Here is a 20101-nt window from a genome sequence, read left to right on the forward strand (position 1 = left end):
AGAATCGTCCGCGTCGGGTTTTGTACTTTTTAGGATTTCAAAATTAACTACTAAAAAGGATGAAACCACGTGAAAGCAAATCAATCCCGATCTTTTTTACTATTCTGGCTCAGCCAGTCCGTTTCGGAGCTGGGCAGCTCCATGACCGGATTTGCGCTGATTTTGTGGGCTTACGCCCGGACGCAGTCGGCGATGACGGTGTCCTTATTGACATTCTTTTCTTATTTACCGTATCTTTTAATCAGCGTGTTCGCGGGGACGTTTATCGACCGGCACCGAAAGAAGCCCATTCTGCTTTGGACGGATTCGGTTTCCGCGCTGTGTTCGCTGGCCGTGTTGCTCCTGTTTCTAAGCGGAAGATTTGAATTTTGGCAAATTTATATAATCAACGCGGTCACCGGGTCGATGAACGCGTTCCAGCTTCCGGCGGCGGCTGTCGCGGTTGGGAGGCTGGTTCCCGGGGAACAGTATGATAAAGTCAGCGGAATGAATTCGTTTTCCAAATCACTGATTACGGTTGCGACTCCCATGCTGGCCGCCTTTGTCAGTTCGTTCTGGAGCCTTGAGGGTGTGCTTGAATTTGACCTTCTGACTTTTCTCTTTGCCTTTTCGGTTCTTCTGTTCCTGATCCGTATTCCGGAGCGGCGGGCGCTTCGCGAGCCGGCCGGAAGGCGGCGCCTCTTAACGGACTGCCGAGAGGGGTTTCGTTTTCTGGTTAATCGCAGGGGTCTGCTTTCGCTCATCTTCAGCATGGCGGTCATGAATTTCTTTTCCAACCTCACCTATGAAAACATTCTGCCCGCCATGATCCTGTCGAGAAGCGGGCAGAATGAAATCGCGCTGGGTGTTGTCAGCGGGGCGATCGGCTTTGGCGGCGTTCTCGGCGGACTGATTGTCTCCTTCGTGAGAATGCCGGGTGATAAAATCCGCCTGATCTATTTTTCCGCGGCGTTTTCCTTTCTGTTCGGAGACGTCCTGATGGGGCTGGGCCGGACGGTGCCGGTCTGGATTGTCGCGGCGCTCGCCGCGAGCATCCCCATTCCGTTTGTCGCGGCGGGGCAGAACGTCATTCTATACCGGACGGTGCCGGAGGAAATTCAGGGGCGGGTTTTTTCGGTCAGAAACGCCGTTCAGTTCGGTACCATCCCGCTGGGAACGCTGCTGGGGGGAGCGCTGGCCGATTACGGATTCGAGCCCTTTTTGAAAAGCCGCGCGCCGCTTGCCACTGCGCTTCAAAGGCTTGTGGGCTCCGGCAGCGGCAGCGGAATGGCGGTCATGTTTCTGTGCACCGGGGTTCTCGGGTTTTTACTGAGCGTATGCTGGTATCGGAACCGGAATCTGAGAAGCCTTCGGGAAAAATAATGAATGGGGGAAAAACGCCGGTATGGTAAGAAAAATCAGGGAAGACGACCGGGAAGCATATCTCGAAATGGCGGAGGATTTTTACTCGTCCGACGCGGTCTGCCACAAAATACCCCGGCGGCATTTTGAAGCCGCGTTTCAGGAGCTGATGCGTTCGCGGGAGTACGCGGAGGCCTATTTTTTGGAGTACGGGAATCAAACGGCGGGTTACGCGCTGCTTGCCAAAACCTTTTCGCAGGAGGCGGGCGGCATGGTCGTTTGGATTGAGGAACTATATGTAAAGCCGGAATTCCGCGGCTGCGGGCTGGGACATGAATTTTTCGCTCATCTGAAAGAGCATTTGCCGGCGGATGTCAAACGGGTGCGGCTGGAAGCGGAGCCCACAAACCAAAAGGCGATTTCCCTGTACCGCAGGCTTGGGTTCGAGGATTTGCCTTACTGCCAGATGATTCGGGAGGAATAAAGGGCGGTCTCTGTCACCACCTGCCCCGGGCAATCAAAGACGCGAAAAAAGCTCCGGAAAAATTCCGGAGCTTTTTTGCAGAATGCGCGGCGATTATTCCGTAATTTCTTTCGGGGCGTCCGTCATGGAGCAGAGAGAGGCCTTTGCTTCCGAAAGAGCAAGAACCTCAAATTTTCCGTCGCCGACACTGTAAATGTTTTTCAGCATGGGCATGTTCTCCAGCATCGCGGCTCTGACGGTGTCGCTGTCGTCGCGGACGAGTTTGCCGGAGACGCGCACCCAGGTGCCGTCCGGTTTGCAGCCGCAGATTTCCACTTTGGGATTCTTCATGATCTGATGATAGACATTCTTCGTATTGTTTGTGCAGAAATAGGCTTTGCCCTCATAATCCATGACGGCGCTGAACGGACGGACCCGGGGCTGGTCGCCTTCCATGGTTGCAACATAAAAAACCTTTGTTTCCTTCAGGGCTTCCACAATATGATTCATTTTGATACCTCCAGTGTTTTTGGCCGTGGCGCTTGACGCGCTCTGACGTTAAGATTATTATAGAACTGTAATTCCAAAATGTGAAGTAGGCACATATTTGTAATGTAGGGTACAATTTGATACTAAGTATAAACAGGAAAGCAGGAACGGACGATGAATCAGAAAAAGGAACTGCCGAACTGCCCCGTTGAAGTGACCCTTACGATGATTTCGGACCGGTGGAAGGTCCTGATTCTGCGGGATCTGATGGAGGGAACCCGCCGGTTCGGAGAGCTGAAAAAATCGATCGGAAGTATTTCGCAGAAGGTGCTGACGTCGAATCTGCGGGATATGGAGCAATCCGGCCTGCTGACCAGAAAAGTGTACCCGGAGGTTCCTCCCCGCGTGGAATATACCCTGACCGAAACCGGCTACAGCCTGAAGCCCGTGCTGGACGCAATGCTGAAATGGGGAACCGGGTACAAGCGGAAGGTAAATTCCAAGTAGGACTTTTGCTCTAAGCTGGATGATATTGACAGTGAGTTCCTCCGCGCGTATAATGGGTTCGAATGAAAAATCAGAAACAGAGATGATATCATGAAGAAAAAATGGATTTCCCTGCTTGTAACGCTGGTGCTGGCGCTTTCCGCCGCAATCCCGGCTTCCGCCGCGTCGGCGGCGAACGTGATGCTTCCGGCAATCAGCGCTTCGGGCATGAACCTTGCCGTGGGGGACAGCGCTCAGCTGACCGTGTCGTTCCGGGGCGCGGATGTTACCTACGGGATGCTTTGGAATACGAATAACCCCGCCGTCGCTTCGGTTGAGCACGGTACGGTAAAAGCGGCAGGACCCGGAGCCGCTCTGGTCACGGCGACAACGGGAGACGGCCGCAGCGTAAGCTGTACGGTTCGGGTCGGCGTGAAGGGAATCGACGTTTCCCAGAAACAGGAAACGGTCGACTGGAACACAGTGAAAAACAGCGGTGTCGACTTTGCAATTCTGCGCGCCGGGTACGGCGACGAGCTTTCGCAGGCGGATACCGCCTTTGAAGCGAATTACAACGGAGCAAAGGCAGCCGGGCTTAAGGTCGGCGTTTACTACCGCAGCTATGCCCTCGACGAGGCGGATGCGGTCAAGGAAGCAAACGTGTGCCTGAGTATTCTGAACGGAAAAGCGCTTGATTATCCGCTGTTCCTGGATATTGAGGAAGACTCGCAGTACGCATTGCCTGCGGAGCAGGTATCTGCCATCGCCGCGGCGTTCTGCAAGACGGTCACGGACGCCGGGTATCAGGCCGGGGTGTACAGCTATGCCGATATGCTCAGTAACAAATTAACCGGTTCCGTTTTAGACCCGTATGACAAATGGGTGGCGCACATTGGCGTGAGCCAGCCGAATTACAACGGGAATTACACGGCTTGGCAGTATTCTCACACGGGAACGGTCGCGGGTGTTTCCACACAGGTGGACTTGGACTATTCCTACCGTGATTATCCGAATCCCGCGCCGCAGGCCCGGGATATCTCGCTGCTTTCCGACAGCCCGTCCGCGATTACCCTGCAAAAGGGAAAAAGCTATACCTTCAAGTTTACGCCGAACGGCATTTCCGGGCTTCCGGTCTTTTCCAGCGGCAATTCCGCGGCGGTAAAGGTCGTATCCCAGAAAGCCGCCGGTGGGTGCTGGTATGTGAAGATTACTGCGGCGGGCGCCGGCGCCACTTCTCTGTATTCGACCGTTGCAGGCGCAAAACCCGTGCGCCGCTGCGTCGTGACGGTCGCTTAAGTATCTGAAATTAAAAACCGCGCCATCGCCGAAAAACGGCGGGCGCGTTTTTTGATTTGCAGAGTTTTCCTCAGACGGCGTAAAGAAGATATTCGGTCGGCAGCAGGGCGTTCCCGTAATAACGCAGATAAAAACGATAGCTGGGGTCATATTCCTCGATCATTCTCGCCAGTTTCCACATATCCTTGTGGTTGTGATAGACGCTGAGGGCCAGCTTCGGGTGATGGTCCGCAATCTGCTTACGGCAGCCCAGGAGGGCCTGTTCTTCCGCTCCTTCGATATCCATTTTGATGAACGTGACCGGCTCTTCGATGTCGTCGTCAATGGCAACGGTCGGAACTTCTATGTCGCCTGTTTCCACAAGCTGCGCGATGGAGGAAACGGAATCCGACGGCCTGTTCAGATAAAGCTTGCCGGGCTTGTCGGCGGCTCCTTTATTTCTGATCTCAACGTTTTTCAGCTTGTTCTGCTCCGTGTTTTTTTTGATCAGCTCTATGTCCGCGGGCAGAATTTCGTAACAGTAAATTCGTTTGTAGCAATCCTCACCGAAGGTTCTGATATAACTGAGAACGGTGTCGCCGGTATAGGCGCCGATGTCCACGAACACCTCGTTTTTATCGCAGCGGATCAGGTCGAGGTCGAAGTACTGCGGAAACGTATGGTCCTGAATCTGCGCGATCCGGGGGTATTTCGACATCAGCCAGTAATATAGAATATTGGTCAGGATCACGCGGGAGCGGTAATCGCCGAGCCGCTGATAAAGCCACTCGAAGTCTTTCATGTGGCCGGCCAGCGCCTGTGCCCGGTTTTCCGCCAGCTCGCGGATGCCGTACTGCGGGGCGTAAAGGCCCCAGAGTTTATACTTATTGTAATAAGCGATGGCCGCCTGGTAATTTCGTTCGTCGTTCTGCTTGAAGTACGCCAGGTTCCTTTCCACTGCGTCCTGCACTTCTTTTTCATTGAAAGGGCTGAGAAAGTCCACCAGAGCTTTAAACTCCCGGTCAACCTGAGTATCCGTTTTCCCATTTGTTTTCGACATTGTGATTCCTCCCGAAAATATGTATGCCATTCTATGCGACGGCTGTTATTTTAGTGACAAGTGTTTACGGTCAGGTCGACATGCCCCCGCGCCTATGTTATAATATATTAGAATGACTCTTGGAGGGATATTATGGAAGAGGAGCTAACCGAAGTAATCCTGTGGCACAGCAGGGCGTATCCGCACATGAAGCCCGCTGACTATGTAAAGCTCCTGTATCAGAATGAATTCGGGTGTTCCCATTTTTTGGGGGACGAGGGACAAAATCTGGACCGGCTGCAAAACGAATTTTATTCCCTGCCGGAACAACAGGAAAACGCAGGCCGCGGCCCGCGAATGGAACCGATCGGAAACGAACTTTGCCGTATTTTCCTGGAGCCCGGCCCGCAAACGGAGGAATTCCTTCCCCTGCTGAGCCGGATGCAGTCCGCAACGGCGAGAACATACGAAGGGAACCGGATGCGGTTTCAGAAAAAACTGAGCCTGCTCAGGAAGATGGCCGCGAAAGGGCAGCTCACCGTCGGCGGGGAGGAAATGGACGCTTTTCTGTCGCGGTACGTTTCCTCCGGGTGCGAACCGGTCGGTCACAGCCCGGAATATCGGAAATACTACTCTCCGCATTACCGGGTCGTAAAGGCGGCCTATTACGCTTATCTGCCGGTTTTCAAAGATGTGATGCAGCTGACTGCTTCTCATCATGCGCCGCGGCCCCTGCTTCTCGCGCTGGACGGAAGGTGCGGGAGCGGAAAGTCTTATCTGGCCGGCCTTCTTCGGGAGGTGTTCGGCTGTAATGTGTTTCATATCGACGACTTCTATGTCCCGCCGGAGCGCCGCGATCCGGACTGGATGAAACAGCCCGGAGGAAATATTGACCGCGAACGTCTTCTGAAAGAGGTTCTGCTTCCGCTGCGCGAAGGGCGAAAAATCCGTTATTGCCCCTATTCCTGTCAAAAAGGGACGATGCTGCCGCCGGTGGAGGTGGAGCCGAAGCCCCTCGCAGTTGTTGAGGGGAGTTATTCTCTTCACTCGGATTTCAGGAGCTTTTTCGATTATCGCGTCTTTCTGACCTGCCTGCCGAATGTGCAGCAGAGAAGGATCTTTCTTCGCAGCGACGGAAAAAGGCTGCATGATTTTCTCGAAAGGTGGATTCCGGCTGAGGAACGGTATCTGGAAGAAATGAAAATCGGCGATTTATGCGACCTGATTCTGGATACATCCGGATTTGAGGATTTTGCCTGACGAAATGAGAATAACCGCGCGTTTTCGAATCTCTTTCGAGAGGATGCACTCCGCCTGAAGTACGGTGATTTTTCCTGCGTTGATTGACAGAGGCACTGTCCTGTGATAAAATAAGGCTAGTTTCGAAAATTTCGTAAAATTAGAAATCGGATGTGAAAACGCAGTGGCTACTATCAAGGATATCGCGAACGAGCTGAACCTGTCCGTCAGCACTGTTTCGAAAGGGCTGAGCGGAGCCAGCGACGTCAGCGACAAAACCAGGCAGCTGATTCTGAACACCGCTACAAAGATGGGATATATCCCCAAACAGAACCGCACGGGCGCGGACCCGACCAGAATTTGTGTTTTCATTGAAAATATGGGCTACGAGCGAATTGAACAGTTCGGCTATGATATTATTGTGGGCTTTAAGCTGGAAGCCGCGGCGAAAAAATGGGACGTTTCCATCGTTCCGCTCGCGATGAATCAGGAATCGGAATACAACTACGATGATTACATGACGGCAAACAATTACGCGGCGGGCTTTCTGCTCGGCTTTACCCTGCACAACGATTTTATCGCGCAGATGCGAAAAACAAAGATTCCGACCGTTCTGCTGGACAACGTCGTCTACAATAAAAACGTCGCCTGTGTCGGCGTGGACAATCAGCAGGGGATTTTTTACGTTGTGGAGCATCTGGCCGAGCTTGGCCACCGGAATATCGCGATGCTCAACGGCGAGACGATCAGCCGCGTTTCCCAGGAGCGCCTTGACGGCTTCCGCATGGGAATGGAAAAATGCGGGCTGGCCGTGCGGGAGGAACTGGTGGCGCACGGGGACTATATGGAGGATTGCGCCGACAGGTTTGTCGGCTATTTTATCCGTGAGGGCGCAACCGCAATCGTGTGCGCGAGCGACCTTCTCGCCCACGGCGTTCTTCGCGAGCTGTACCGCATGGGGCTTCGCGTCCCGGACGACGTCAGCGTCGCCGGGTTTGACGATCTGCCGCTGGCATCCTACACAACGCCGTCCCTGACGACGATCCGGCAGAACCGCCTCGCCATCGGGAAAAATGTCTGCATGGTGATGGAACAGATCATGAATGGAAATCATGTGAACCGCCTGCTTTTAATGCCGGAACTTGTGGTAAGGGAGTCCACCGGAAAACCGAAAGCCTGATCCATTTAGAAAATTCACAAACTGAAACGGATTTTTCCGTTTCAGTTTTTTTGTATCCCGGGGTTACCGGCGGCGGTGAGGCTGGAAACCTCAGAAAGCGACATATTATTTTCGATAAAATTACTTGAAAATTTCGAAAATATGTGGTATTCTGATAGCGCTTTCAGACATTAAGAGAAACGGGAGGGTTTCGCATTGAAGAAAAGTTCACTGGCTGAGGATCTGAATCGGGAGCTTCTTGCGCAGTGCGGCTGCTCAATTGCGGGCGCAAAGGCGTTCGAGTTGCACAACGCGCTTACAAAATGCCTGATGAACCGCATTGCGCCGGCTTGGGCGGAAAGTAAAAAAATTTATCAGGGACAAAAACGTGCTTATTATTTTTCAGCGGAGTTTTTGGTCGGAAGGCTGATTTTCAATAATCTTCTTGCTCTGGGGATGACGGAAGAAGTCAGACAGGTTCTGCGGGAAAACGGCTCCGACCTTAACTCTTTGGAGGAGATCGAGGATGCCGCGCTCGGGAACGGCGGCCTCGGCAGGCTTGCGGCCTGCTTTCTGGATTCCGCCGCGACCCTCGGGTATCCGCTGGACGGGTACGGAATCCGCTACCGTTACGGTCTGTTCCGGCAGGGGTTCAGGGACGGGTTCCAGACGGAAACCGCGGACGACTGGACCCGCTTCGGGGACCCGTGGTCCATCCGAAAAGACAGAGACGCGGTAAACGTGGATTTCGGGGAATTTTCGGTCCGGGCCGTTCCCTACGACATGCCCGTCATCGGTTACGGCGGCAGGCGGATCAACACGCTCCGGCTGTGGCAGAGCGAACCGGTTGAAGAATTTGATTTTTCGAAATTCAACGATCAGGACTATGACGGGGCCGTGGAGGGGAAAAACAGGGCGGAGGACCTCTCCCGCATGCTGTACCCGAACGACAGCACGGACGAGGGAAAACTGCTGCGCATCCGTCAGCAGTACTTCTTCTGCAGCGCTTCCGTTCAGGACCTTCTTAAACGATTCATGAAAAAGTACGGCGAGGATTTTACCCGGCTGCCGGAGTTCACCGCCATTCAGCTCAACGACACTCACCCGGCTTCCGCCGTTTGCGAGCTGGTCCGGATCCTGTGCGAGGAACACGGAATGGACTTTGAACCCGCGTTTCAAACAGCGCAGAAAACGTTCCGGTATACCAATCATACCGTCATGGCGGAAGCGCTGGAAACCTGGAGCCTTGAGTTGTATGAAAAGGCTGTGCCGCGTGTTTGCGCGGTGCTCCGGCGGATCGACGAATACCAGAAAAAGAGTTTCCTCGCGGCGGGGGGCGCCGCCGCGAAAAATCTGAAGGCCTGCGGGGTCATTCGCGACGGAGCGGCGCATATGGCAAACCTGGCGATCTACGGCTCCTGCGCGGTCAACGGCGTTGCCGAGCTTCACACCGAAATTCTAAAAAACAGCGTCCTGAAGGAATGGAACGAAATTTCACCGGGCCTCATCCGAAACGAAACAAATGGAATTACGCAGCGGCGCTGGCTTGCCCTTTGCAACCCGGAGCTTTCCGCGCTGGTCACCCGTTTGCTGGGCACAAAAGACTGGGTTACGAACCTGAACCTGCTGAGCCGGTTGGAGCGCTTTGCCGACGACCCGGCTGTTCTGGAGGAATTCGCTGCGGTGAAGCGGGAGAAGAAGCGGCAGCTTTCGGAAACTATCCTGAAAAAGGAAGGCGTGAGTATCCCGGACGATTTTCTGTTCGATATTCAGGTTAAGCGGCTGCATGAGTACAAGCGCCAGTTTTTAAACGCCCTGTCCATCCTGGATCTTTACTTTGGGATCAAGGACGGCAGCCTGAAATCCTTTACACCCACGGCGTTTCTGTTTGGCGCGAAGGCCGCGCCCGGATACGCCCGCGCAAAGGGAATCATCAAGCTGATCAACGAGATTGCCCGTCTGGTCGATTCGGACCCCGCCGTCCGCGACCTGATCCGCGTGGTGTTCGTACAGAACTACAATGTATCCTATGCGGAAAAGCTGGTCTGTGCCGCCGACCTTTCGGAGCAGATTTCGACGGCGGGCACGGAGGCCTCCGGCACCGGCAACATGAAATTTATGCTCAACGGCACACCGACGCTGGGCACCTATGACGGGGCGAATATTGAGATTGTGCGGGAATCCGGCTTTGAGAACAATTATATTTTCGGCGCCCGTGTGGAAGAGCTGGACCGAATCCGGGAAAGCTACGACCCGAAGGCGCTGCTGAAAAACAATCCGAACGCCAAACGAGCGCTGGCTGCTTTAACGGACGGAACGCTGGACGACGGCGGATGCGGTATTTTTAAGGAGCTGTCAGACTCCCTTCTGGAAGGCGCCTCCTGGCACAGGCCCGACCAATACTTCCTGCTCTACGATTTCGACTCTTACCGCGAGGCAAGGCTCCTCGCGAACAGCGACTATCTCGATCAAGCGGCGTTTGCGCGAAAAGAGTTTATGAATCTGATACATTCCGGAAAATTTTCGAGCGACCGTACGGTGACGGGTTATGCCGAGGAGATCTGGAAGATTCAAAAAACATAAATATTTCGGGAATTGAATCGAAAAAAAGCCAAATCTAATCGAATATATAGTGATAACCACACGTTTCGTCTTACGTAAAACAGCATTATACACGAACGGATACTTCAATTCTGAAAAATGTTATTGACAATTACAAGCAAAAATGGTATTCTCTTCATTGGAAAGCGAAAACATATTTCGAAAAATATTCGACGCCTTCCTCTTCCCCTGAGGATTTGCAATTGCCGGTCCTTCGGGCGAAGAAAATTATGAAAGCCGGTCGGACTGCCGGTCGGCCGATCATAAATTTTTAAGGAGGATTTCTATGAAAAAGTTGAAAAGGATACTTGCTCTGGCGGTTGCGGCGCTGACCGCGGCGGCTTCGCTGGCGGCGTGCAGCAGCAACAGTCCCGCGTCTTCTTCTCAGGCGGCCTCGGCTCAGGGAACAAGTTCCGCCGCAAGCAGCGGCGCAAAGGAAATCTATTTTCTGAATTTTAAACCGGAAATTGCGGAAGTTTATAAGGATATTGCGGCGGATTATGAAAAGGAAACCGGAGTCAAGGTCAATGTGGTTACCGCGGCGAGCGGCACCTATGAACAGACGCTGAAATCCGAAATTGCGAAATCGGACGCGCCGACGATTTTTCAGATCAACGGCCCGGTCGGCTATGAAACCTGGAAGGACTACTGCGCGGACCTGAAGGGCACGGAGCTGTACAGCCACCTGATGGATAAGAGCATGGCGGTGACGAGCGGCGACGGCGTTTACGGAATCCCCTATGTGGTAGAGGGCTACGGCATCATCTATAACAATGCCGTCATGAAAAAATACTTTGCCCTTTCCAACAAAGCGGTTTCCATTACCTCTACAGATCAGATCAATAACTTCGCAACGCTGAAATCCGTTGTGGAAGACATGACAAAACATAAGAAGGACCTTGGAATCGACGGCGTTTTCGCATCGACCTCCCTTGCTTCCGGCGAGGACTGGAGATGGCAGACCCACCTGCTGAACATGCCGATGTACTACGAGTTTAAGGACGCCGATCAGGATGCGAACACCGTGGTGACCGGACTGGCCGCGAAGGAGATCACATTCAAATACGCGGACAACTACAAGAACATTTTCGACTTGTACCTGAACAATTCCACGACAAAACCCGGCCTGCTCGGCAGCAAATCGGTTGACGATTCCATGGCGGAGTTCGCCCTCGGCAAAGCCGCGATGGTACAGAACGGCAACTGGGCCTGGTCGCAGATCAGCGGCGTTTCCGGCAATGTGGTCAAGGCGGACGACATCAAATTCATGCCGATCTATACCGGCGTGAAGGGCGAGGAAAATCAGGGCCTGTGCATCGGCACCGAAAATTATTTCTGCATCAACAGCAAGGTTTCGGCAGACAAGCAGAAGGCTTCCGAGGACTTCCTTAACTGGCTTTACACCAGCGACAAAGGCAAGGATTACGTCACGAACAAACTCGGCTTCATTGCTCCGTTTGATTCCTTCTCCGACAGCGAGCGCCCGGACGATCCGCTTGCAAAGGAAGTAACCACCTGGATGGCCAAAAAAGATATTAAAACAGTTCCGTGGACCTTTGAGTGCTTCCCGAGCCAGGACTACAAGAACAACGTTGGCGCCGCGCTTCTGGAATACGCGCAGGGCAGCAAAAAATGGGACGACGTAAAATCCGTCGTCGTCAACGACTGGAAGACGGAAAAGGCAAAATCATAACCGATTCTTAAGGCATGCTTGTAAATAGTGAGTGCAGCACCCCGGACGGCTCACTCACTATTTTTTAACGGGGGAAAGACAGATGCAAAAAGTTCTGAAAAAATATGTGGCTTTTTTCACGTTCCCAACCTTACTCGCGTTTCTCATCGCATTTCTCGCGCCGTTTCTGATGGGTGTTTACCTGTCGTTTACCGAATTTACGACGGTGATGGATTCCAAATGGGTTGGAATTGAAAACTACATAAAGGCGTTCACTTCCGGCGGGGATTTTCTGAATTCCCTCTGGTTTACCACAAAATTCACCGTCATCTCGGTGATCTCTATTAATCTTCTTGCGTTTCTTCTGGCGCTGCTGCTCACGCGCGGCGTCCGGTGGACCAACGGGTTCCGCACGGTATTTTTCATGCCGAATCTGATCGGTGGCATCGTGCTCGGGTATATCTGGCAGCTGATCATCAACGGGATTTTATACCAGTCTGGCGTGACGCTGACCACCGACCCGAAATACGGCTTCTGGGGCCTGGTTGTGCTGATGAACTGGCAGATGATCGGATATATGATGATCATCTACATCGCGGGAATTCAGAATGTCCCGACGGAGCTGCGGGACGCGGCGGCCGTGGACGGGGCGACCCCGATTCAGGAGCTGTTCCACGTCACCGTTCCAATGGTGATGCCGTCCATCACGATCTGCCTGTTCCTGACGCTGACGAACTCCTTCAAGCTCTTTGACCAGAACCTTGCTTTGACTGCGGGCGCGCCGGGCAAACAGTCCGAAATGCTGGCGCTCAATATTTACAATACGTTTTACGGTTCGATCCATTCCGAGGGGATCGGCCAGGCCAAGGCGGTCATCTTCTTCCTGCTGGTCACGGTCATCGCCTTCATTCAACTCAGACTGACCAGAAGCAGGGAGGTGGAAAACTGATGGAACGCAGGAATGCTGCTTCAAACCGCGTCGTCTTTCTGGCACTTCTCATTCTGGCAGTTCTGTTTCTGGCCCCGGTGCTGGTCGTTCTGATGAATTCCTTCAAGGGACGGTTCTACATTTCGGAAACCGCGTTTCTTCCGCCGACCGGCAGCATGTTCGTTGGGCTGGATAACTATTTCAACGGCGTCGACAAGACCGCCTTTTTCAGCGCGTTCGGCTATTCCCTGTATATTACGGTGTTTGCCGTTCTGCTGATCGGCCTTTTCAATTCCATGGCCGCGTGGTATATCACCCGGATTAAGTCGACCTATTCCAGCGCGCTTTATTACCTGCTGATCTTTTCCATGATCGTACCGTTTCAGATGGTCATGTTCACCATGTCAAAAACGGCGGATATGCTTCATCTTGACACGCCGACCGGCGTGGTCGTGCTGTACGTCGGATTCGGCGCGGGGCTTTCCGTGTTTATGTTCAGCGGCTTTATCAAGTCCGTACCCATCGATATTGAGGAGGCGGCCATGATCGACGGCTGCAATCCGATTCAGGTGTTTTTCCGCGTGGTGTTCCCCATTCTGCAGCCCGTGGTCATAACGGTCGCGATTCTGATCGCCATGTGGACCTGGAACGACTATCTTCTTCCTTATCTGGTAATCGGACAGCAGTACCGCACTATTCCGATCGCAGTCCAGTATCTCCGCGGAGGCTACGGCTCCAAGGACATGGGGGCAATGATGGCGGTGCTGGTTCTTTCCATGATACCGGTAATTGTGTTTTACCTTTCCTGCCAGAAATATATTATACGGGGTGTCGTTGCGGGCGCTGTCAAAGGCTGAACCCCAAATCCGTTAATTGAACAATATTGGAGGGTTCTCTTATTCGTACCAGTGGAATTTTGCTGCCTGTGAGCAGTCTGCCCTCCCGCCACGGGATCGGAAGTCTGGGAAAGGAAGCTTATCAATTTATCGATTTTCTGAAAGACGCGGGTCAGCATTACTGGCAAATTCTCCCCGTCGGGCCGACCGGCTGCGGCGACAGCCCTTATCAGAGCTTTTCCGCGTTTGCGGCGAATCCTTATCTGATCGATCTGGATCTGCTCGCGGAGGACGGCCTTTTGACCGAACAGGAGATTTCGGCCGCCCGGTTCGGCGACGACCCGGAGTTTGTGGATTACGGCGCGCTTTACGAAAACCGCGTGCCGCTGCTGGGCCATGCGGCGGGCAGGCTGAATCCGACGGACGCGCGGTTTCTGGCGTTCTGTAAAAGGAATGCCGACTGGCTTGACGACTATGCGCTGTTTATGGCGCTGAAGGCCGAAAACGGCATGGTCTCGTTCCACGGCTGGCCCGAGCCGCTCCGCCTGAGGGCGCGGGATGCGATCACGGGCGCTGAGTCGCGTCTCGGCGGCCAAATTCATTTGTGGAAGGCGATTCAATACCTGTTTTTCACCCAGTGGGACGCGCTCACGGACTACGCGCATCAAAACGGGATTGAACTGATCGGCGATATCCCGATTTACGTTTCTCCGGATTCCTCCGATTTGTGGACCCACCCGGAACTGTTCCAGGTGGATGGAGCGCTGAATCCTACGGAGGTCTCCGGGTGCCCGCCGGACGCGTTTTCCCCGACGGGGCAGCTGTGGGGGAACCCGCTTTACGACTGGGACCGCCTGGAGCGGGACGGATACGCCTGGTGGATTCGCCGGCTCAGCTTTGCGGCGCGTGTTTACGACGTGGTCCGGATCGACCATTTCCGGGGCTTTGAAAGCTATTACGCCGTGCCGGCGGGCGACCGCGACGCAACCGGCGGCCGCTGGCGCAAAGGGCCGGGAATCCGGTTTGTCAACGTGATGAAGGAAAAAATTCCGGGCATCCGGATTATTGCGGAAGACCTGGGATTTTTAACCGACGACGTGCGGCTTCTTCTGCGGAAAAGCGGTTTTCCGGGCATGAAGGTTCTTCAGTTTGCGTTCGACTCGCGTGAAAAAAGCGACTATCTGCCTTATCAATACGGGCGAAACTGCGTGGTTTACACCGGCACGCACGACAACACGACAACCGCGGACTGGCAGCACAGCGCGCCGTCCCGGGACGTGGAGTACGCGCGGCAGTACCTGAACGTTCGCAGCAAAGACGAAACGGAATTTACCTACGGCATGATCCGCGCGGCGCTCGGAAGCGTGGCGGACACCTGCGTCATTCCGATGCAGGATTATCTGTGCCTGGGCGCCGGAGCCCGCATGAATATTCCGGGCACGGTCGGCGGAAACTGGCGCTGGCGGGTTCAGAAAGAAGCTCTGACGCCGCAGCTCGCGGAACAAATCCGTTCGCTGTCCGTATTGTTCGGGCGCGCGGAAGAGCCCGCGGCCACCTAATTTTCGGCATATGTCTTTCCCATATGCGGCGGGCGCGGGGGCCGGGCCCTTCGGGGAAAACTCCGCGCCTGTCAAATTGATTTCGAAAGATTTACGATATGAGCGGCGCCTCCGTTGCGGAGGCGCCGCTTTTTGGGTCCTTTTCCGGGAAACCTTTGATTAACCGGGCTGGTTTTGAGAATAGTATAGAGGAATCCGGCTGTTTCAGGGAACGGCAGAAACGCAGTCTCAAAAATCGGGGGGTTAAAATGGTCATAACTGTAACATTGAATCCGTGCATCGATCGCACCGTTCAGGTGGAAGGTTTTGTTCCGGGCAAAACAAACCGCGTTTCCGCTTCGCGCTGCGACGCGGCCGGAAAGGGGATCAACGTCAGCGCCGCGCTGAAAAATCTTGGTGAAGACACGCGGTGCCTGGGGTTCAATTTCAGAGAAAGCGGGGATTTTCTGCCGCGGGCGCTTTGTGAGATGGGACTTTCGGGCGAGCTGACGGAAGTCGGCGGCACTCTGCGCACCAACATTAAAATATTCGACGCCGGGGCGGGAGTCATGACCGAGCTGAACGAAGCCGGCGCGGAAGTCGGGCCGGACGCTCTGGAGGAGTTCGAGCGGACGCTGGAACGAAATTTGCCGAAGGCTTCGCTGCTGGTTCTGGACGGCAGCGCCCCGCCCGGAGTTCCCCAAAATTATTACCGCCTGCTGGCGGAGCGGGCCGAGCGGCATGGGGTGCGCACGGTGATCGACGCCGGCGGGGAGCTTTTGCTGGAGGGAATCAAGGGGAGTCCGTACCTGATTAAACCGAACCGCGACGAATTGGAGGAAGCGTTCGGCGAGCGGATTGCTTCGCGTACCGACGCGCTCCGGGCTGCGCGGCGCGTCGTTAAGCTCGGAGTCGGAATGGTCTGTGTATCGCTGGGGAAAGAGGGCGCCCTGCTGGTTACGGAGGACGACGCCTGGTTTTCCGCCGGCGCGGACGTCCCCGTGCGGGGTCTTCAGGGAGCGGGCGATTCCATGGTCGCCGGCATGAGCTACGCGCTTGTTCGCGGAATGCCGATTCCGGAAGTCCTGCGGTACGGGGTTGCCGCCGCGCACGGTTCGCTGGTTCTGGAGGGAACCCGGATGTGTACGCGGAAAGGATTTTTGCAGATGCTGCCGCTGATTTCGGTAGAAAAAATAGAATAATCGCCTTTCTCCCCCAATACAAATGATAGAAAAAGAATCATTTTTTGGGGTGATGAGATTGAGGACCCTTCAGGAGGGAATGTCCGGCAGCGACGTGATGGAAATACAGTCGGTGCTGAAACGGTCCGGCTATTTTTCAGGGGAGGTTGACGGGTCTTTCGGTCCGGCATCACGGGAAGCGGTGGAACGCTTTCAGCGGCAATTCGGACTTGTGCCGGACGGGGTGATCGGAACCGCGACCGGGCGCATCCTCGAACGCTTTCTGTTGGGTTACGACCTGTATACGGTGCGGCGCGGCGATACCTTCTATGGAATTGCACAGAAATACGGCACCTCCGTACAGGCTCTGTCCACGGCGAATCCGGAACTGAATCCGGAAACCCTTCCGGTGGGCCGCCGGATCGTGGTGCCTTATAATTTCGACGTGGTGCCGACCGACACCGCTTTTACCTACGAGGTCCTGACGCACAGCATACAGGGGCTGAAAGCGCGCTATCCGTTTTTGGAAGTGACCAATTCCGGGAACAGCGTGCTCGGCAAAACCCTTTACACGCTGCGCCTCGGCAGAGGGTCGAATCAGGTATTCTATAATGCGGCGCACCACGCGCTGGAATGGATTACGACGCCTGTTTTAATGAAATTCACGGAGGACGTTCTGCAGGCGTATGCCTACGGCGGGGAGCTTGAGGGCTACGATATCAATTCGATGTGGCAGCGCAGCAGCATTTACCTGATGCCGATGGTCAACCCGGACGGTGTGAATCTGGTCATCGACGGGCTTCAGCGGGGAAACCCCTATTATGGCGACCTGGTTCGCTGGAACAACGGCAGCACGGATTTTTCAAAGGACTGGGAAGCAAATATCCACGGGGTCGACCTGAACCATAACTATGACGCCGCCTGGCAGCTTGGAAAAGAGGCGGCCGCAGCTCTGGGAATCACCGGCCCCGGCCCGACCCGTTACCCCGGGCCGTATCCCCTTTCGGAGCCGGAGTCCCGCGCGGTCGTCCGGTTTACGCAGAACCATAACTTCCGGCTGGTCATCGCCTACCATTCGCAGGGGCGCGTCATTTACTGGAACTTTATGAACATGGCTCCGCAGGAAGCGAAAGTCATCGGCGAACAAATGGCGGAAATCACGGGCTACGGGCTTGAGGAGGCCTCCGGAGTCACTTCCTACTCCGGCTACAAGGACTGGTTTACCCAGGAGTACCGCAGACCCGGCTACACGGTGGAAGTCGGCACGGGGACCAACCCGCTTCCGATTTCCCAGTTCGACACCATCTATGAGACGAACTTGCCGATGCTGCTTTACACATCGACCGTCTGAAGAACAGAAAGAGACTCTGTTTTGCCGGACTGTTTCCAAAGACTGCGGCCGCCGGAATACCGGCGGCCGCTTTGTCGGGATAGAATTATTCATCCGTTTTTTTTCGGACGGTGCTTTCGGTCCCCGACCGCGCGGAGGGCTACGAGGAAGACAAACGCACAGTGAACATGGACGAAAGCACGAACAATATATTCTAATCAGTCATATTGTTTCCTTTCCTCTTTGTCAATGCCCGGCATTGACAAAGGGTATTTTTTATGAACCGAAAACTCCCGCCTGTGCCGGGAATTCAAAAAACCGCGGACTTGCCTGCGGCCCGTCCGAAACCGCATGTTTACAGTTTTGATACTGTTTTTTACTATGAATTATGTTATAATAAATTGAATTCATGCCGGAAGGGAGGAAATTGCCGCATGAAGTGGAAAGCCGCCGTTTTAACGGCTCTGTTTTTGATGCTCGCCTCTTTGTCCGGCTGTTCCTTCGTCGGGCTGGACGCCCAGTCGCTGATGCACGCGCCGAAGCCGACCGGTGAAAACGAGGCGGATATTCAGAATCTGCTGGAAAGCACGGCCGGCGGAAAAATGACGCTGAAATATCCCTCCGCGGGGGACTACCGCTCCGCGATTATCAAGCATGATATTTACGGGAATCGGAATGACGAGGCGATCGCTTTTTATCAGAAAGGCGACGACACGTCCGGAATCAACATTATGTTCATGCGCAGAACCAACGGAACATGGGAAAGTATGGGTACCTTTAACAACCCGGCTTCCAAGGTGGACCGGGTCTGCTTCGGCGACCTGGACGGCGACGGAAAGGACGAGGTGGTCGTCGGCTGGGGCAGCAGCCTGAACAACACGGGGGACATCTGTGTTTACTATAACAAAAACGGCCAGATGCAGGAGCTGAAGCTCAGCCAGAGCTATACCGAAATGGCGGTGATGGACTTTGACGGGGACGGGCGCGATGAAATCTTTACCGCAAGCGTATCGGTCGGCGACCAGCCGGCTTCCGCACAGCTGCTGCGCGTCAAGGACGGGTCGATTGAACAGATGGGTTCGGCTCCGCTGGACTCCGGGGTCACCAAGTATGTGTCCGTTCTGACGGGGCTGATCAATGCGAAGCAGGTCGGCATTGTCCTGGACGGAACCAAATCGGCGGATACCATGGTGACGGAGCTTCTTTATTGGGATAAAAAAACGGGGACGCTCCGCTCGCCGTTTTACGACCCAAAAACAAAAACCGCAAAAAGCACCGAACGGAATACCTCCGTCGTCAGCAAGGATATCAACGGCGACCGGATTATCGAGGTTCCAATGGTAACCCTGATGCCGGGCTACAGCGGAAAGACCTCCGACGATTCGGCGTATCTGACCAGCTGGTTCCGCTATGATACGGATACCAGCACCCTGTTCCGCGTGATGAGCATGTTCATCAACTATTCGGACGGGTACTGGTTTTCGATTCCCGATATGTGGAGGGGAAAGACAACTGCAAAGCTGGACCCGAGCTCCCGCACGGTGACGGTTTACGAATGGCTGACGACTCAGAAAAACAAGGCCGGGTTTACCGGCTCGCCGCTGCTGACCATTCAGACCTTCACGCGCAAGGAGTGGGAACAGGGGGAGGGCACCAAAAATTATTTTGAACTGTTGGAAAGCGACAATTCGGTTTTCGCGGCAAGTCTGCCTTCGCCGGACAACCCGCTTTCCATGACCAAAAGTGAAGTCCTGGAAGCGTTTCAGTTGATTTCAAAAGATTGATTAGGTCGGGAGGAAGACCCAATGAAAACGATACTGGTGGCGGAAGACGAGCAGGCGATCCGCGAATTTGTCGTGATTAACCTAAATCGCGCCGGTTATGAGACACGCGAGGCGGCCAACGGCGAGGAGGCCCTTCAGATCTACGACCGGGAAGGGAATGAAATCGACATTGCGGTTCTGGACATTATGATGCCGGGGCAGTTTGACGGACTTGCGGTCTGCAAGGAGCTTCGCCGCAGGAGCGGTTCGATCGGCATTATCATGCTGACGGCCAAAACGCAGGAAATGGATAAGGTCAGCGGGCTGATGATGGGAGCGGACGATTATGTGACAAAGCCCTTTTCCCCCAGCGAGCTGGTCGCGCGGGTGGACGCGGTTTACCGGCGCGTCGCGCTGGAGCAGTCAAGGAGCAACGGCGGCCTGCGCGACGAAATCCGTTCCGGCGAATTTGTGCTCAGCCTGCGCAACCGCACGCTTCTGCGGCGGGGAACGCCCGTGGAGCTGACGCAGGTGGAGTTTCAGATCATGGAGTATTTCTTCAGCAATCCCGGCACCGCGCTGGACCGCACGGACATTTTGAAGCATGTCTGGGGCGACGCGTACTACGGGGAAGAAAAAATCGTGGACGTGAACATCCGCAGGCTGAGAATGAAGGTGGAGGACGAACCGTCCAACCCCAGGCATATCATTACGGTTTGGGGGCTTGGGTATAAATGGGAAGGGGCGGGCTGAGCCCGCCA

17 protein-coding genes are annotated in these 20101 nt (G+C 54.6%); 15 read left to right on the forward strand and 2 right to left on the reverse strand.

From position 1 onward, the window contains the following. The first annotated feature begins 69 nt into the window (after nucleotides 1–69). Together ACLQ3M_RS08395 and ACLQ3M_RS08400 are read left to right on the forward strand one after the other, a co-directional pair. The gene (locus tag ACLQ3M_RS08395; protein ID WP_411677250.1) at nucleotides 70–1362 is read left to right on the forward strand and encodes an MFS transporter; all 1293 of its coding nucleotides are present in this window, start codon (nucleotides 70–72) and stop codon (nucleotides 1360–1362) included. Between the two features lie 22 nt (nucleotides 1363–1384). After that, the gene (locus ACLQ3M_RS08400; RefSeq protein WP_411677251.1) at nucleotides 1385–1825 is read left to right on the forward strand and encodes a GNAT family N-acetyltransferase; all 441 of its coding nucleotides are present in this window, start codon (nucleotides 1385–1387) and stop codon (nucleotides 1823–1825) included. A 93-nt stretch (nucleotides 1826–1918) separates the two neighbouring features. Here the strand turns inward: ACLQ3M_RS08400 and ACLQ3M_RS08405 are convergent, their stop codons facing one another. Beyond that, a complete protein-coding gene (locus ACLQ3M_RS08405) occupies nucleotides 1919–2314 on the reverse strand; it encodes a pyridoxamine 5'-phosphate oxidase family protein (RefSeq protein WP_411677252.1) in 396 nt (131 codons plus the stop codon). 153 nt (nucleotides 2315–2467) lie between these two features. On the opposite strand from ACLQ3M_RS08405, the gene ACLQ3M_RS08410 reads away from it, so the two are divergent. Both ACLQ3M_RS08410 and ACLQ3M_RS08415 read left to right on the forward strand, forming a co-directional pair. Continuing rightward, a complete protein-coding gene (locus tag ACLQ3M_RS08410) occupies nucleotides 2468–2800 on the forward strand; it encodes a winged helix-turn-helix transcriptional regulator (protein ID WP_411677253.1) in 333 nt (110 codons plus the stop codon). Nucleotides 2801–2890: 90 nt separating this feature from the next. Next, nucleotides 2891–4075: a GH25 family lysozyme gene (locus tag ACLQ3M_RS08415; protein ID WP_411677254.1), complete on the forward strand. Its 1185-nt coding sequence runs from the start codon at nucleotides 2891–2893 to the stop codon at nucleotides 4073–4075. Nucleotides 4076–4145: 70 nt separating this feature from the next. Here ACLQ3M_RS08415 and ACLQ3M_RS08420 read toward each other — a convergent pair whose 3' ends face one another. Further along, the gene (locus tag ACLQ3M_RS08420; RefSeq protein WP_411677255.1) at nucleotides 4146–5114 is read right to left on the reverse strand and encodes an FkbM family methyltransferase; all 969 of its coding nucleotides are present in this window, start codon (nucleotides 5112–5114) and stop codon (nucleotides 4146–4148) included. A 132-nt stretch (nucleotides 5115–5246) separates the two neighbouring features. Between ACLQ3M_RS08420 and ACLQ3M_RS08425 the strand changes: the two genes are divergently transcribed. The 11 genes from ACLQ3M_RS08425 to ACLQ3M_RS08475 all read left to right on the forward strand — a co-directional run bounded on the left by ACLQ3M_RS08425 (nucleotide 5247) and on the right by ACLQ3M_RS08475 (nucleotide 20093). Beyond that, entirely contained in the window at nucleotides 5247–6353 is a 1107-nt protein-coding gene (locus tag ACLQ3M_RS08425; RefSeq protein ID WP_411677256.1) for a uridine kinase, read from the forward strand. Nucleotides 6354–6516: 163 nt separating this feature from the next. After that, nucleotides 6517–7512, forward strand: a complete 996-nt coding sequence (locus tag ACLQ3M_RS08430) for a LacI family DNA-binding transcriptional regulator (protein ID WP_411677257.1) — start codon at nucleotides 6517–6519, stop codon at nucleotides 7510–7512. Nucleotides 7513–7707: 195 nt separating this feature from the next. Continuing rightward, a complete protein-coding gene (locus ACLQ3M_RS08435; protein ID WP_411677258.1) occupies nucleotides 7708–10074 on the forward strand; it encodes a glycogen/starch/alpha-glucan phosphorylase in 2367 nt (788 codons plus the stop codon). Nucleotides 10075–10378: 304 nt separating this feature from the next. After that, nucleotides 10379–11785: an ABC transporter substrate-binding protein gene (locus ACLQ3M_RS08440; RefSeq protein WP_411677259.1), complete on the forward strand. Its 1407-nt coding sequence runs from the start codon at nucleotides 10379–10381 to the stop codon at nucleotides 11783–11785. An 82-nt stretch (nucleotides 11786–11867) separates the two neighbouring features. Further along, entirely contained in the window at nucleotides 11868–12713 is an 846-nt protein-coding gene (locus ACLQ3M_RS08445; protein ID WP_411677260.1) for a carbohydrate ABC transporter permease, read from the forward strand. Then, complete coding sequence (locus ACLQ3M_RS08450) at nucleotides 12713–13549, forward strand: carbohydrate ABC transporter permease (protein ID WP_411677261.1); 837 nt, start codon at nucleotides 12713–12715, stop codon at nucleotides 13547–13549. Before ACLQ3M_RS08445 ends, ACLQ3M_RS08450 begins: the two co-directional genes overlap by 1 nt. A 26-nt stretch (nucleotides 13550–13575) precedes the next feature. Further along, nucleotides 13576–15087 carry a 4-alpha-glucanotransferase gene (malQ, locus tag ACLQ3M_RS08455; RefSeq protein ID WP_411677262.1) on the forward strand — a complete coding sequence of 504 codons (1512 nt, stop codon included), beginning with the start codon at nucleotides 13576–13578 and terminating at the stop codon, nucleotides 15085–15087. Nucleotides 15088–15335: 248 nt separating this feature from the next. Beyond that, a complete protein-coding gene (gene pfkB, locus ACLQ3M_RS08460) occupies nucleotides 15336–16268 on the forward strand; it encodes a 1-phosphofructokinase (protein WP_411677263.1) in 933 nt (310 codons plus the stop codon). Nucleotides 16269–16326: 58 nt separating this feature from the next. Then, the gene (locus ACLQ3M_RS08465) at nucleotides 16327–17598 is read left to right on the forward strand and encodes a M14 family zinc carboxypeptidase (RefSeq protein WP_411677264.1); all 1272 of its coding nucleotides are present in this window, start codon (nucleotides 16327–16329) and stop codon (nucleotides 17596–17598) included. Between the two features lie 413 nt (nucleotides 17599–18011). Then, nucleotides 18012–19361 carry an FG-GAP repeat domain-containing protein gene (locus ACLQ3M_RS08470; RefSeq protein ID WP_411677265.1) on the forward strand — a complete coding sequence of 450 codons (1350 nt, stop codon included), beginning with the start codon at nucleotides 18012–18014 and terminating at the stop codon, nucleotides 19359–19361. Between the two features lie 21 nt (nucleotides 19362–19382). Next, complete coding sequence (locus ACLQ3M_RS08475; RefSeq protein ID WP_411677266.1) at nucleotides 19383–20093, forward strand: response regulator transcription factor; 711 nt, start codon at nucleotides 19383–19385, stop codon at nucleotides 20091–20093. The last annotated feature ends 8 nt before the right edge of the window (nucleotides 20094–20101 follow it).

The sequence above is a fragment of the Caproicibacter sp. genome (assembly GCF_046707225.1).
GTDB lineage: Bacteria > Bacillota > Clostridia > Oscillospirales > Acutalibacteraceae > Caproicibacter.